This window comes from Ichthyenterobacterium magnum, assembly GCF_003610635.1.
Taxonomy (GTDB): Bacteria; Bacteroidota; Bacteroidia; order Flavobacteriales; family Flavobacteriaceae; genus Ichthyenterobacterium; species Ichthyenterobacterium magnum.
Genome location: NZ_RAQJ01000001.1, coordinates 954,383 through 968,913, shown reverse-complemented (window position 1 = coordinate 968,913; position 14,531 = coordinate 954,383). Strand labels below are relative to the sequence as shown.

Below are 14,531 nucleotides of genomic sequence, written 5' to 3'. Positions count from 1 at the left end.
TTTAGGTAGAAATTTTAGGTAGATTTGCGCTTAAATCTTTGTTTTGACTCAGGCTGTAATAAATTAAAATTAAAGTAAAATAATAAAATCCTTGTTTAGGAATATCTGTTCCAATAAGGTTGAGGATTAATCCAATAAGAAAAAACAGAGATACTCTATTTTTATTAGAATAAAATATTTCAACTAAAGATAAAACAAACAATACAAAACCTATAATACCTTTTTCCGCTAATGACATTGCTAAATAAGCATCTGTTACTTTATAATAATAATTAGTGAAAATGATTCGTCCATTATGACGAGTATATCCTGTAAAAATCTCATGCCCCGCATCATTAGAAGACATAAATCCTAATCCATTTCCTAATGGATTTTTATAAAAATAATCCATAGAATATGTAATAAAACCACCTCTTTGAGATATAGCGCTGTTTTCTGAAAAAGGGTTATATGTTGCAACATATTTTTTAATCACATCTCCTTTATTATTAAACAAATAAATGCTTAAAGAAATTAATAACACAAACAAAACAAAACTAATATTCATGCCTTTTTTTGTTACCTTAATTTTTTGAGGCGCGTAAACTCCAAGCAAAAGAAGTAACATTATCATTATTGGTCCTCTAGAAAATGTCATTATTGTTATTGTTACTAAGAGAAACAAGTCAATATAGTTATTCTTCTTTCCTAAATAATATAGGAGAAGTAAATATAAACTTCCTAGTTGTCCCATAATTCTAAAATCAAACACAAAGCCCGTGTTTCTTGGTATTATTCGTTTTACAAAAAGAGAAATAAATGGCAGTTCTTCTTTAAATATTAGGCCTTCTGCAAACAAATACTTCATTTCATGTGCAAAAAGAGGGCTTAAATATATAATGATACAGGCAATAAATGTGTATCTAAAAAACTTTAATAAATACTCGTATTCTATCTTTTGTTCAGCCTTTATAAATACAAGAAGAAAAAACAAAATTAAAGGTATTATTTCTGGCGCAATAACAACTTTGGTATATCTCGGAAGCATGAATCCAAAGCCTAAAAGAAAAATAATATATACTACAGTCCATTTTAATGACTTCAGCCTATTGAAATCAAACTTAGTAATTCCTAAATAGCTATATATAACAATAATTAATGCTGGCACATAATTACAGATAAGGTTTAAAATATTAAATGTAAGATTGCTTCCAGGGTTAAAAGGTCCCATGATAAGTCGGGAGGATAGCATTAAAATAATTACAGTTGTTATATCTCTTTGTATTAAAATTTTATAATACGAGATAAGTAAAATTGGAATTATTATAAAAGGTGCAAACTCAGGTTTTTTAAATACTACAAGTATCAAAATAAATATGAGTATTAAATAAATATCTAACTTTATTTTATTTAACCTCAGCGTCATTCAACTAACTTTAAAAATGCATTAATAACAAGGTTTAAGTTTTCTTCTTCCATGCATTTAGGGTCTGTAAGTGGATCACTAATGAGTCCTTTTGCACTATAGGTTAACAAGTATTTAGAAAAAGTTTCTACAGTCATTTTATGTTTTCTATCTTCTTTCCAATTTGCTAATAGGTCTTCAATATTATTTGTGTTACGAAGTGTTTCGAGCGATATGGTTTGACAGTTTTGTAATTTGTCAAAAAAGATAGGTACAAATAAAAATGCTGGTTTGCCATATAGTGCAGCTTCATAAGCAATAGATCCAGAAACACTAAATATGGCTTTAGCATCTTGAATTATTTTGTGTGAATTAACATGCTCGTTTAAGAGTACTAAGTTTCTTAGTTTTTTAATTTTCTTGAAAAAAGAAAGTGATCGATCGCCAATAGCATTAGTATGTTCTTTAACAACGAGATGCCAGTCATCTGGTAGTATTCGCCATATATTTTGAATATTAGTGTACTGGTTATCGTAATATCTTCCAACCACATCAACTGATGCTTCTGGTTGCTTATGCAACGTATAAACCACAAATTTTTTGTTTTCAACTTCTGAGTATGGTGCTGTTTTTACAAAAGGGTAGGTAAGCCTATTCCATTCTTCGGTGAGGCCTTTATTTAAACGCCCACTTAAATTTGTTGGTGAAATTGATGGATCATCATTTTCCATGTTTTTTTGAGTAAAAAACCGTGTGCTTCTTTTTAATTTACTCAAAATATTCATAGATTTTTTAACTCGCTTTTCGTTTACTACAGATTCTGTTGGTCTTTGAACTTTAATGACATAACCTTCCTTATAAGTGTCAAATTTGACACCTTTGTATATTTCAGATTGAAACTCATCTTCTAAAAAAGTAAAATGATAGCCTGGAATACGAATAGTTTGTGGATGTAAATACGTGCAAGACAATTCTTTTTTGTCTTTAAACATTCTACACATCATAACTTCATGTGCGTAGGTTGTTTCACCAAACACATAAGAAACCTTATTGTTACTAATAAAATTGTAAATTGGTTTTTGTATGTTTCTTAAAAAATCATAGCTCCATTCGCCATAATATTTTAAAGCCCTATCTACTGATGCTAATTCGTTAAGTTTATATTCCCCAATGTTCATATTGGGAATACTTCCTCTCTCCTTGTTAATTAAAAGCAGGTTGTCTTCTCCATAAGTTGGCAATAAATAATCGTATAGCATTTTATTAAGGACAATCCAATATACTTTGCCTCCTCGCGCTATAATCTCTTTTCCAATGGCATCAAAAAAATATGTTTTTTTATAATTTGTTACAAAACAAATATTCTTCATGTTCTCTTCAATTTTTTAAGTATCATTCTCTTTTCCTCTTCACTAAAAAACGGCAGGAAAAACCATAAACCTAAAATACTAATAATAAGTGTAAATAGTTTAATAATAAACGAAGTTACATTATAATCTAAAATGTACCCAATACTAAAATTAACGATTAAAATTATAAGGGCTACTATAATTTTATTACGAGGTATTTTAATTTTATAATAGCTCTGACCCTTTAAATAGGTCAAGACAAATATAGCACTAAATGTAATAACCTTTATGATACTAATGCCAAGCAACTCTAATTTATTAATAAACATATACTCTAAGCCAAAGCCAACAAAAATACCAATACCAAGTATAGCTGGAATAGACCATGTTTTTTTTGAATATTGTATTGTTTGGTGTATTAAGTAATATCCGCTTTGAAATATTGCTCCAATTAACAACCATGGTAAAAATTCGAAAATTTCTAAGTACTTTTCTCCTCCAATAATTTCAAGAACATGATATCCTAAAAAGTAAATTCCTATGCTTACTATGGTTAAAAACATGAAATAATTACCCATTAGGTTTCCATAAAATTTTGGAGTTGTTTTTTCTTTTGCAATAGAGAAAAAATGGGGTGTCCATGCTAATGAATAAGAAATTCCTAAAGTAATGACAACAAAAGAAATTTGAAACGCTACATTATAAAGCCCTAAGCTTGTGCTACCAAGTTCTTTTTCTATTAAAAAGTAATCTAGTCGATATAAACTCCACCATAAAAGCGATTGAAACATTAAAGGAATTCCAAAATTCAAGGCTCTTTTTAAATATGAAAAATCTAAGCCTTTAAGTGTAAAATAATTTCTGTATAAGTAAAATGACACTAAAAATAGAGGTAATCTAGCCCAAAATTCTCCTTTTATTTTACCAAGTGCTCCATCTTTTTGAATAACAACAAAATAGTAAATAACTCCAAATGAAATAAAGAATTGAACTAAGTTAAAAATGAAATATTTTTTTGCTTTTCCTTCAACTCTAAACAAACTTAAGTTTAGTAATGGAAATGTAAAAAAGAATGAGTATCCAATAACGTAATAAATATAGGTCGAGACATCAGCACTTGACAGTGTAAATTTGTAAACAAAGTTATGTACTATGTATATTAAAAAAAGGATAATGATATTCCCTCCAAACAAAAACAATAATAGACTTGAGAAAAATGATTTAAACATCTTTGGGTTCTCTTTAAAGTCAAAATAATAACGCATTAATGTTGGGCTAAAGCCATACTGCATGAGTGCATTTAAAAAAGTGCCGACAGCCATAAAGACAGCAACAACTCCATACTCGTCTACACTTAGTTGATTAATATAGATAGGTAGTAATACAAATGATAAAGCCTGTGATAAAAACTGACCAATAGTATAAAGCGAAACGTTTTTAGAGAATTTGTTTTCCAATTAGCCGTAACTTAGGATGTTAAATAATTGATATTAAATCTTTAATATCAGAATAATCTTTTGACAAATTTAATTCTAACATTATAGAATCACTACTAATAACGTGATTAACTTTGTCTTGAAACGTTTTATAGTCAATTATTAGTTTTGAGAAATTTGATTTTGGATATACAGAGCAAACCATTTCAAATATAGCTTGGTATTCAATAATTTCAAAATAAGAACTTCGCCCAATAAAGTTTTTTAATTCTGAAGCCGTTATGTTGTTTTTTTGAGTTATGCCCTTTAAGTGCTTTTTAATGGCATAAAAATTATCTACTTCCACAGATTCAATTAAGCTTGCATGACCAAATACAGCTAAATTTAAACGTGGCAACAAAAATCGTTTTATTACTTTACTCCTCAATTTATTAGGCAGTAAAGGAAAATTTTGTAAAAATTTAGCAAGGTGTCTCTTTAGCTTATCATTTATTCTTAAATAGTTTTGAGGAATGGGCAAATATGGGTAAAGGTCTATGCCTCTTAAGTAAGGAATAAGCTTTCCTTCTTTTGTTATCATTACTGCATCATCGGCCAAAACTTGTATCGTGTCTTCTTTATTTAAAATATTTAAAATTGCTGTGGTTTTTCCCATTCGTCTCCAGGCTGCAAAAACTGAAACTTTATTTGCTCTTTTTATAGCACTAGCATGTAAAGTAACAATACCTTTTTGAAATGCAATTATTTTTATAAAAGCATCAAGCAATGCTGCGTAATAATGAAATGTAAACCCAGTTTCTACATCTAGCTCATAGCTTTTATTCTTGATTTTAAAATGGGCTTTTTTATTTGAAAACTTATCTATAATGTAAATACTCTCATGTAAACAGTAAATACCCTCAGACACATTTTTTGCATCACGGTCTAAGTTAATTTCACCTACTTGCTTTACGCAAATATCCCAAGTAACATTATTTAAACTATCTTGCTGAGAGGATTTAAATTCGCTAATGTTTTCATTTAACCAACTACTGTTATTAGACTCTACTTTCCAGTGTAATAAAGTAGATAATGAAAACCCTATATTGGTTGCTCCTTTCATTAAGCCTTTATTTTTTTAACAATTTTGGCAATTGGAGTATCTAATAAAACTGTATCTAAAGACACATTAGCTTTACTAAATCCGTCTCTTAAAATGTTATTAATCTTTAATTCATAATCTTCTAAAATATCGTTTTGTTGTATAGGAAAAAGATACTTGTAAACTTGATACAATTTAAACATTTCATTATCATCAAACTTAGTCGTGTTTATAAGTGATGTGATAATATTATTAACTTCTGTTTTCTCAACATCTGTACCTTTACTAGTTACTTGTTGTAATACAAAAACATCTTTTAACTCATGTTTCTCATTTTTTCCAATAGAGATTTTATCTAAAGGAATGTGTATTTTATATAAATGTAAACGCCTTAATACATTTAAAATCTTTTGAATACCAAAATGTAACTTTGAAGACTTGTTATTATCTCTAATTTTATGCAAAAAGATGTTGAGTTTTATAATAAACTTTTCTTTGAAACTAGAGTGTTTTAATAATTCTTTAAATGATGAAAACTCTCCTGAATATTGTTTCACATCAGAATAAATAGGAAACACAAATCCGTCTTTAGATATAAAGGTTCGATCGTCAGATAAAAAAGAGTCGCCACTATAGACCTTTTTCAACATTATTGAGCTTTTCCCTATACCTTCCCATCCGGCAATAATTTTAGCTCCTTCACTTGTTAAATAGCTTGAAGCATGTATACATGCAATCTCTTTGCCTAAGAGTACAATTTTAACCAAATTAAAAAGCAATTCTTCTAAAGTATCTAAACAAAATTTATTTTCAACTAAAATCTTTGTAGGTTCTACTCCAACTTTTGAAAAATCAAAAGCAACTTTTCTTTTTTTAGCGTCATAGATTATAAAATTATGAGCATTTGAGCCATACTTTGGGTGTAGTGTTTTTTGAGTTGAAAAAGGCATTTTAGAGATAAACTCTACATGTAGATCTAGATCTTGGGCAGATTTAACACAATGGTAATACCAATTACTACTCTTTAAAAAAGCATGCCACTCTTTTGGATGGTTATCAATTTTAATATAACAATGAGAAGCAAAATTTAGATACATTGGTTTAATTGTCTTTGTTAAACAAGTCAAATACCTCTTGGTCTTTATTTAAACTAAGTAATGCACATGGACTATCTGAAACTAATTTAGATAAAAAGTCTGTTTCTTGTTGTTCTATGTTAAATTGAGTATCATAAAGAAAAATCAAATTGCTGGCATAACTATATTTATCAAACTCTTTAACATAATCATTTATTGCTAAAGTATAATTAATAAACTGGTCTTTTGAGATTGTTGTCTTAGAATTTTTATTAGATTGTTTCAATACAAAAAACTGAGTTGGTCTAGCACTTTTAGAAATGTAATCTTTATTGAAGTTATAGTGTGTTCTAGATTTGCCTTGATATACTTTTTTGAATATTGATGAAGACTCATAGGTTTTAATAGCTTTACTGTCATTTTTGTTTACCCTGAGTGTGTCAACAAATGCATAAATTTTATTTGAGTCGTAGAGTAAAAAATTATCTCCAAAAAAAGAAGTGTCTTCCTTTTTTAATAATTTTAAAGCTACTGTTGTTTTTCCAACACCATCATTACCTAAAAAAACTAATGTCTGTTTTCCATTAGAAACTGCAGAAGCATGCATTAAATGTTTCTCAAATTTATGTCTTAAAACCCAAAAAACTGGCATTAAAATAAGCTCTCTATATAATTGATGAAATAACATCTCTTTGTAAGAGTAGTTTTTAATTGCTAAACTTTTTATAAAATGCTTTACTTTGTTTTTAAAATTGTTATCAACTTCACCTCTAATACTTAGATTATTACTGTTAATTTGAGTAAACTCTCCTAAAAATAATTTATGTTGTATTGCTAGTTTTTTATGTTTTTCATCTAAAAAAACGCCATTTCCAACTCTAAATTTGCTTTTTTTAATTTGGGTTTTTTTATTAAAATCAATACGTACGCTTATTTGAAACTTATGATTTTCTTGTGATACAATACCATAATTTTGAAGTGTGGCTTGAACAAAGTTTTTAAACGCAAGATTATTTGTAATTAATGAAACCTTAACACCATAAATCAAAAAAACGCATGTACTCATGTTTATAATATCTTATTCACAAACGCTCTAACTGCGCCATCTCCTCCCTTTGTATCTAAAATGAGAATATTTGATATGGATTTTATTTTATCAACAGCATTGCTAGGGCAAGCAGCAAAACCTACATTAGAAAGTAACTCATAACAATTAACATCGTCACCAATATATGCAACCTCATCTAATGTAATACCTAAGTTATTACATATGGTTTTAGCCGCTTCTAATTTTCCACCATGTTCTTTGCCTTGGTATAGAAAGTCAACCTTAAGTTTTTGAGCTCTTCTTTCAACAATTTTAGTAGTCTCAGAAGTGATAATTCCTGTTTTTATATTTGCATTTCTAAGCAACTCAAATCCTTTACCATCATGAGTGTTAAACTTTTTAAGTTCATCCCCATTTTCAGAATAATACATGCCTGCATCTGTTAAAACGCCATCAACATCACTTAAAAAAAGTTTTATTTCTTTTTTATCGTTAGATATAACATGTTTTTTCATCAAATATTCTGCATATACCCAATCATCTGGCTCATCAATCTCGGTCATGGTATATTCCTCCATTTTATAAATTTCTATGGCACCACTTAAACGATTTCTGTACTCTTTAATATTAGATACAGTATTAATATAAAATGCGCCATTTTCAATTAATGTGCCATCAAAATCTTGACGTCGCGGTCTATCTTTAAAATCATAATTTAAAGGTAATCCGGCATCATCCCAAAAAAATCTTTTTACCTTAGCGCAACTTAATAAAGAATCCTTTTTTGATTTTTTTAATTGTTGTATCCCATTTGATACATCTTTAGCTAACAAAAAAGGAGATGTGGCTTGTATTAAAATAAATACATCATTAGTATCTAACTGAGTGTTATTAATATACTCAAGCATAACACTTTCTGTTGATGATGTGTCTTCAGCGTTTTCTGATGAACGTTGATAAACCTTTAGTTTATTAAATTTAAAACCTAGAACAGTTTTTTTTATATCATCTGAATCGGTTGCGATGACCACCTCGTCTACTTCGGGTGCTTGCTGAGCTGCTTTGGCTGTCCAATACACTAAAGGTTGTCCACAAAACGGTTTGACATTCTTTAACGGTATAGATTTACTTCCTCCTCTTACTGGTATGAATGCTATAGTTTTCAAAAAAAATTAAGCTTTTTTAAATTTTAATTTTTCTCGTTGTACTTTTTCGATGTCTAAAATTTCTTCTTGTTTATAATCTAATGCTTCGTAAGTAGCTTTTAAGTCTCTACACAACTTTCTTAAACCATTTGGCTCTAAAGAGGCTGAGTGGTCAGTTCCTTTCCATGTTCTATCTTTAGTAAAGTGCCTTTCTATCCAACTTGCTCCCAAAGCATAAGCAGCATTGTCTATAGCTATTCCTAAGTGGTGACCAGAAAACCCTACGTGCTTAACTCGATTTGCATATTCATCTCTAAGTCTAGATATTTCTAACAAGCAAACATCTTTAAACGGAACAGGATATCCTGAGGTACAAGAATAAATAACTAAACGGTCTTTTGCTTGACCAGTTTCTTCAAAGAATTCTACAATTTGTTTTTCTTCCTCTTGATTTGTCATACCAAAAGAAAGATGTACTTCTCCAGCATACTCATCTCTTAAAACTTTTAACATTTCAAAATGATTATTACACGCAGAAGGTACTTTTAATAAGCCTGGATTAAATGTAATCATTTCTCTTGCTGAAGTGGTATCCCAAACAGATGTAGAGTATTCTAAACCAATGCTATCGCAATGTTCTTTAAGTGCTTTATGCTGCTCTGTCGAGAACTCTAAAAATTCTCTATGCTCACCATAAGTATTGCCATATGAGTTAGCCATATTAGGGTGAGGTGCGTTGTATTGCTCTTCTGTAAGCAACTCTTTGTTGTTTCTTTTTTGAAACTTTGCAACGTCTGCTCCACATTGTTTGGCTAAATTTAATAGCTCTATAGCAATATCAAATTCACCTTTATGGTTACATCCTATTTCAGCTATTACTTTTGGTTTTATATATTTCATATATTATTGTTTTTATTTACTTGCTTTAGTTTCTATAGTTCGAAGTCTAATACTTCTGTTAATTTTTTCTTTCCTATTATATAAGGGTTATGCACTTCTTTTCCATGAAATTTGAAAAGGTCAAAATTAAATGTTAATGAATCTAATTGCATTTTAATACCTTCATTAAAATTAAAATATGTTTTTAAATCACCACCTTTAATCTTAAATGATTTGTTTTTGTATTTTAAAATACATTCATAAATTTTTATAGATGTTTGTTCTTTATTAGAGCCAAAGTCTAACATAATATTCATAGGGTACACTTTTGAAGGTGCTTCTAGATTTATCTCTTGAATTTCTTCGCTTCCAATAAATCTAGTGGTTACCACTTTCTTTGGGTTGAATTTTTCTAATTCACTTTCGGTATAAAACATTGCAAACTTATCATCTTTATTAAAAACACCTTTAAGTTTAAGTTTAAATGTTTCTTCTTGTTTTGGTTTCTCTATTATCTCAGAATCGATTTTTGTGTCTTCTGCTATTTTGGTACTATTGTCTTTACATCCAATTAAAAAAATCAAACCAAATATTAATGAAAGTTTTTTTATCATTTTTACAATTTAAGTTTTGGCAAAAATACAATAATAATAAACTTAAACAACTTAAATATAAAATGATAGATTGTTTATAAAGTATCTATAAATAGGTATATCTAGGTATTAAATAAAAATTTATCTAGTTACTTTAAAACTGTTTTTCATTTTATGTTTAAAAAAGCTTCTTTTAGACTATCTCTCCAATAAGGAACTGTGATTTCGGTATTAGATTTAATTTTCGTTTTGTCTAACACACTAAATGCTGGTCGCTTTGCTGGTGTTAAGTAGGCTTGAGATTTTATTGGGTTTACTTTTATTGAAACTTGGTTGAGGCTAAATACCTCTTTTGCAAAATCGTACCAACTCGCAACACCCTCATTGCTATAGTGATATACTCCAAACCTACTATTGTTTGTTTTAATAATTTTTAAAATAACTTTTGCTAAATCTTTAGCATACGTTGGAGTTCCTATTTGATCGGCAACAATATTGAGTTCGCTTTTCTCTTTTGCTAGCCTTAGCATGGTTTTTAAAAAATTGTTTCCATATTCAGAATATAACCAAGATGTTCTAATGATGAAGTGTTTATTTAGGTGTGTTTTTATTTCGTTTTCACCGTCAAGTTTTGTCTGTCCATAAACACTTAATGGGTTGGTTTTATCACTTTCATTGTATGCTTTAGATTGAATTCCGTCAAACACAAAGTCTGTAGAAATATGAATTAACTTAACATTGTTTTCTTGGCAAGCGATAGCTAAGTTTTTAGCACCTAGCGTATTAACATTAAATGCTTTTTCTTGTTCCGTCTCTGCTTTATCTACATTTGTATACGCGGCACAATTTATACACCAATCTATATTTTGGTTTAAAAAAAAATCACTAACGGCTTTGTTAGAAGATATATCTAATTTTTTAGAGTCAGTAAAAATAAAGGAATACGCTTTATCTATAGTAATTAAACTATTAATGCAATTAGCCAATTGCCCATTAGCTCCTGTAACTAATACTGTTGTCATACAGTGGTATCTTTTAATAAAGGTAATATTTTGTCTTTATCAGAAACTAGTACTTCATTTTGAGATAAACCCCAATTAATATTTAAGCTTGGGTCGTTATATAGTATTCCTCCTTCTGAAGATTTGTTGTAAAAATTATCGCATTTATAAGAAAAAATAGTGTTGTTTTCTAATACTACAAAACCATGAGCAAACCCTCTTGGTACAAATAACTGAGTTTTATTTTTTTCTGAAAGTTCTACACTAATATACTCTCCAAATGTTGGTGAATTCTTGCGAATATCTACAGCAACGTCTAAAACTTTACCTTTTATAACTCTTACCAATTTAGCTTGAGCAAATTTACCTGTTTGATAATGAAGCCCTCTTAGTACACCTTTAGATGAAAATGATTCGTTATCTTGAACAAAATTTGTGTTAATTCCAGTTAGTTTGCTGAAGTTGTTTTGATTAAATGTTTCAAAAAAATAGCCTCTTGCATCTTCAAAAATATTAGGTTCTAATATAAAACATCCTTTAAGTTTTGTTTCTTTTATCTTCATTATTTTGTATTCAATAATCCTAAAAGGTTTTTACCGTAACCACTTTTAAGTAAAGGGGTTGCAAGGTTTTTAAATGCGGTTTCGTTAATAAAACCCATTTCAAAAGCTGCTGCTTCAATTGAACCTATTTTTAAACCTTGTCTTTCTTCAATAACTTCAACAAATTGTGATGCTTGCATTAATGATTGAAATGTTCCTGTGTCTAGCCAAGCTGTTCCTCTATCTAAAATGCTAACATTTAATCTTCCTTGACTTAAATATTCTTTATTTACATCTGTAATCTCTAGTTCTCCTCTATGACTTGGCTTTATCTCTTTAGCAATTTGCACTACCGAATTATCATAAAAGTAAATACCTGGTACTGCAAAATTTGATTTAGGGTTAGCTGGTTTTTCTTCTATGGAAATTGCTTGACCATCATCATCAAACTCGACGACTCCATAACGTTCTGGGTCATGAACACGATAAGCATAAATAATTCCACCTTCTGGGTTGTTGTTTGCTAACAATAGCTTAGATAAGCCTGAACCATAAAAAATATTATCTCCTAAAATCAATGCAACTTTATCTGTACCTATAAAGTCTGATCCTATAATAAATGCTTCTGCTAAACCATTTGGGGCGTCTTGAACAGCATATTCAAATCTACATCCATATTTTTTACCATCTCCTAATAAATCTTTAAATAATGGCAAGTCTTTAGGGGTAGAAATAATTAATATCTCTTTAATCCCTGCATACATTAAAGTAGATAGTGGATAATAGATCATTGGCTTATCATAAATAGGCATTAATTGCTTACTTATGGTTAATGTTAGTGGATGAAGCCTAGTACCAGATCCTCCTGCTAAAATAATTCCTTTCATTTGTTAAGAGTATTGTTTTTGGTAATATGTTTGGTACAAGCCACTTGTTACGTTATTAAGCCACTTTTTATTATTTAAATACCAATCTATTGTTTTGTCTAAACCTTCTTCAAAAGTTACAGAAGGCTTCCAGCCTAATTCATTTTTTATTTTAGAAGCATCTATTGCATATCTTAAATCGTGTCCTGGTCGATCTTTTACATAAGTAATTAGTTGTTCAGAATCACCTACTTTTCTATTTAGTTTAAAATCCATTTGCTTACACAATAGTTTAACAAGATCAATGTTTTTCCATTCATTAAAGCCTCCTATATTATAGGTGTCTCCTTGTTTACCATTATGAAAAACTAAATCAATTGCTTTTGCATGATCTTTAACATATAGCCAATCTCTAGTGTAGTTTCCATCACCATATACTGGCAATGGCTTCTTGTTTATAATATTATTTATAAACAACGGAATTAACTTTTCTGGAAACTGATTTTGTCCATAATTGTTTGAACAGTTTGTTATGACATATGGTAACCCATAGGTTTCTCCATAAGCTCTTACAAAATGATCTGAGCTTGCTTTTGATGCCGAATAAGGTGAGTTTGGGTCGTACGCTGTAGTTTCAGTAAACAATCCATCTTCTCCAAGCGTGCCATAAACCTCATCGGTACTAACGTGATAGAAAAGTTTGTTGTTAAAATTACTGCTCCACAATCTATTAAATGCATTTAGAAGAATCATAGTTCCTATAACATTGGTTCTAACAAATGCTAATGGATCCTCTATAGATCGATCAACATGAGATTCAGCCGCTAAATGAATAACTTTTTGAAATTTATACTTTTCAAAGAGGTTGTTTATAAAGCTCTCATTTGTTATATCACCTTTAATAAAGGTGTAATTAGCAGCATTTTCAACATCAATTAAATTTTCTAAATTGCCCGCATATGTTAATGCGTCTAAATTATAAATATGATATTCTGGATAAGAATTAACAAATAACCTAACCACATGCGACCCTATAAAACCTGCGCCTCCAGTTATTAAAATAGGTGTTTTATGACTCATATTCTCTAACATATTTAATTACTCTTACCAATAAATATATTAAGCATAATATCATGAAAGAAAGTATTGGGAATATTAAAGAATAACGATCTAAAATACTCTTCTTAATATTTCCAATTTCTTGAAAGCTTGATATAACATCGAAAAACTCATTTTCCTCTATTTTCTTTTCATCTAAAACCCTCAATTTATCTCTGAGTTTTATTTGATTTGCTAGCAACTCGTATTCTTTAGTTGCAGATTTTGCTTGTTGTAACGGAAAACCATCACCTAAACTCACTGAAGCTTTAGTGGATTCTGATTCGTTTTCTAATACTTGAACATAAACCTTTTTAAGTTCTTCAATTTCATTAATAGACGCTAATATATTCTCCTTTTGCAAAACCAACATCGAGTCTCGCTTCTTCATTTTTTTTGTAGAATATTGATTTTTAAACGTTGAGTCTAATCCTCTTTCAAGGTTTTTAAAAATATCCTTTTTCTTTGAGTCTACAGTAATTAAAAATAAATCTCCAGAATAGATATCACGGTTTTCAATATAATCATCAAAACTTACTTCTTGTGCTCTAATACTATCTATAGATTTTAAAAATCTATCATACTGTACAATTCTATCATTTTCTGTTTCTGGTCCAGGAGCAATTTCAAAACTTAAAAGGTCTTTGGTTGCTTCTTTGCTTAGGTTAAATATATTCGAAAGTGATTCATAATCTTCACTTCCAATTAAAGCATTGTAATAATTAATGTTTGTAGATAATTGGTATTTTGCATCAAAATATGTTCTAACTAGCATGCTAGACTCATACACTTTTGTTTTTCGTTTTTCTAATACATAACCAAATATTCCTGAGACAAGACCTACTATTAAAATAATTTTATAATTTACAACCACAGCTTTTGCGGCATAAATAATGGTAGAATAAATTGATAAAAAAACAAAAGAAATTGCTCTAAAAATTCGTTCAAAAAGTTTTCCTATAGCATTAAATAACTGTCCTAATTCTACTTCGTCATTAGAACTATTATTGTTTGGTAAATCTTTGTTCATAGC

14 protein-coding genes are annotated in these 14,531 nt (G+C 29.2%); all 14 read right to left on the bottom strand.

Features of this window, described 5'->3' with window-relative positions; genetic code table 11:
• Position 1 precedes the first annotated feature (1 nt).
• The 14 genes from BXY80_RS04600 to BXY80_RS04535 all read right to left on the bottom strand — a co-directional run bounded on the left by BXY80_RS04600 (position 2) and on the right by BXY80_RS04535 (position 14,528).
• Positions 2-1,348, bottom strand: a complete 1,347-nt coding sequence (locus tag BXY80_RS04600; RefSeq protein WP_147376098.1) for a hypothetical protein — start codon at positions 1,346-1,348, stop codon at positions 2-4.
• A 53-nt stretch (positions 1,349-1,401) separates the two neighbouring features.
• On the bottom strand, positions 1,402-2,754 hold the full coding sequence (locus BXY80_RS04595; RefSeq protein ID WP_120200020.1) for a hypothetical protein: 1,353 nt from the start codon (positions 2,752-2,754) through the stop codon (positions 1,402-1,404).
• Entirely contained in the window at positions 2,751-4,190 is a 1,440-nt protein-coding gene (locus tag BXY80_RS04590) for a lipopolysaccharide biosynthesis protein (protein ID WP_120200019.1), read from the bottom strand. Before BXY80_RS04590 ends, BXY80_RS04595 begins: the two co-directional genes overlap by 4 nt.
• Before the next feature lie 19 nt (positions 4,191-4,209).
• A complete protein-coding gene (locus BXY80_RS04585; protein ID WP_120200018.1) occupies positions 4,210-5,271 on the bottom strand; it encodes a hypothetical protein in 1,062 nt (353 codons plus the stop codon).
• Positions 5,271-6,347, bottom strand: a complete 1,077-nt coding sequence (locus tag BXY80_RS04580) for a hypothetical protein (protein WP_147376097.1) — start codon at positions 6,345-6,347, stop codon at positions 5,271-5,273. Before BXY80_RS04580 ends, BXY80_RS04585 begins: the two co-directional genes overlap by 1 nt.
• A 4-nt stretch (positions 6,348-6,351) precedes the next feature.
• Positions 6,352-7,392: a hypothetical protein gene (locus BXY80_RS04575; RefSeq protein ID WP_120200016.1), complete on the bottom strand. Its 1,041-nt coding sequence runs from the start codon at positions 7,390-7,392 to the stop codon at positions 6,352-6,354.
• Between the two features lie 2 nt (positions 7,393-7,394).
• A complete protein-coding gene (locus tag BXY80_RS04570) occupies positions 7,395-8,540 on the bottom strand; it encodes an acylneuraminate cytidylyltransferase (protein ID WP_120200015.1) in 1,146 nt (381 codons plus the stop codon).
• A 6-nt stretch (positions 8,541-8,546) separates the two neighbouring features.
• Positions 8,547-9,419: an N-acetylneuraminate synthase family protein gene (locus BXY80_RS04565; protein WP_120200014.1), complete on the bottom strand. Its 873-nt coding sequence runs from the start codon at positions 9,417-9,419 to the stop codon at positions 8,547-8,549.
• A gap of 32 nt (positions 9,420-9,451) precedes the next feature.
• A complete protein-coding gene (locus tag BXY80_RS04560) occupies positions 9,452-10,012 on the bottom strand; it encodes a hypothetical protein (RefSeq protein WP_120200013.1) in 561 nt (186 codons plus the stop codon).
• Between the two features lie 146 nt (positions 10,013-10,158).
• Entirely contained in the window at positions 10,159-11,013 is an 855-nt protein-coding gene (gene rfbD, locus BXY80_RS04555; RefSeq protein ID WP_120200012.1) for a dTDP-4-dehydrorhamnose reductase, read from the bottom strand.
• Positions 11,010-11,555: a dTDP-4-dehydrorhamnose 3,5-epimerase gene (gene rfbC / locus BXY80_RS04550; protein ID WP_120200011.1), complete on the bottom strand. Its 546-nt coding sequence runs from the start codon at positions 11,553-11,555 to the stop codon at positions 11,010-11,012. Before rfbC ends, rfbD begins: the two co-directional genes overlap by 4 nt.
• Positions 11,555-12,421, bottom strand: a complete 867-nt coding sequence (rfbA, locus tag BXY80_RS04545) for a glucose-1-phosphate thymidylyltransferase RfbA (protein ID WP_120200010.1) — start codon at positions 12,419-12,421, stop codon at positions 11,555-11,557. Before rfbA ends, rfbC begins: the two co-directional genes overlap by 1 nt.
• 3 nt (positions 12,422-12,424) lie before the next feature.
• On the bottom strand, positions 12,425-13,480 hold the full coding sequence (rfbB, locus tag BXY80_RS04540; RefSeq protein ID WP_120200355.1) for a dTDP-glucose 4,6-dehydratase: 1,056 nt from the start codon (positions 13,478-13,480) through the stop codon (positions 12,425-12,427).
• Complete coding sequence (locus BXY80_RS04535; RefSeq protein ID WP_120200009.1) at positions 13,470-14,528, bottom strand: hypothetical protein; 1,059 nt, start codon at positions 14,526-14,528, stop codon at positions 13,470-13,472. Before BXY80_RS04535 ends, rfbB begins: the two co-directional genes overlap by 11 nt.
• Between the last annotated feature and the right edge of the window lie 3 nt (positions 14,529-14,531).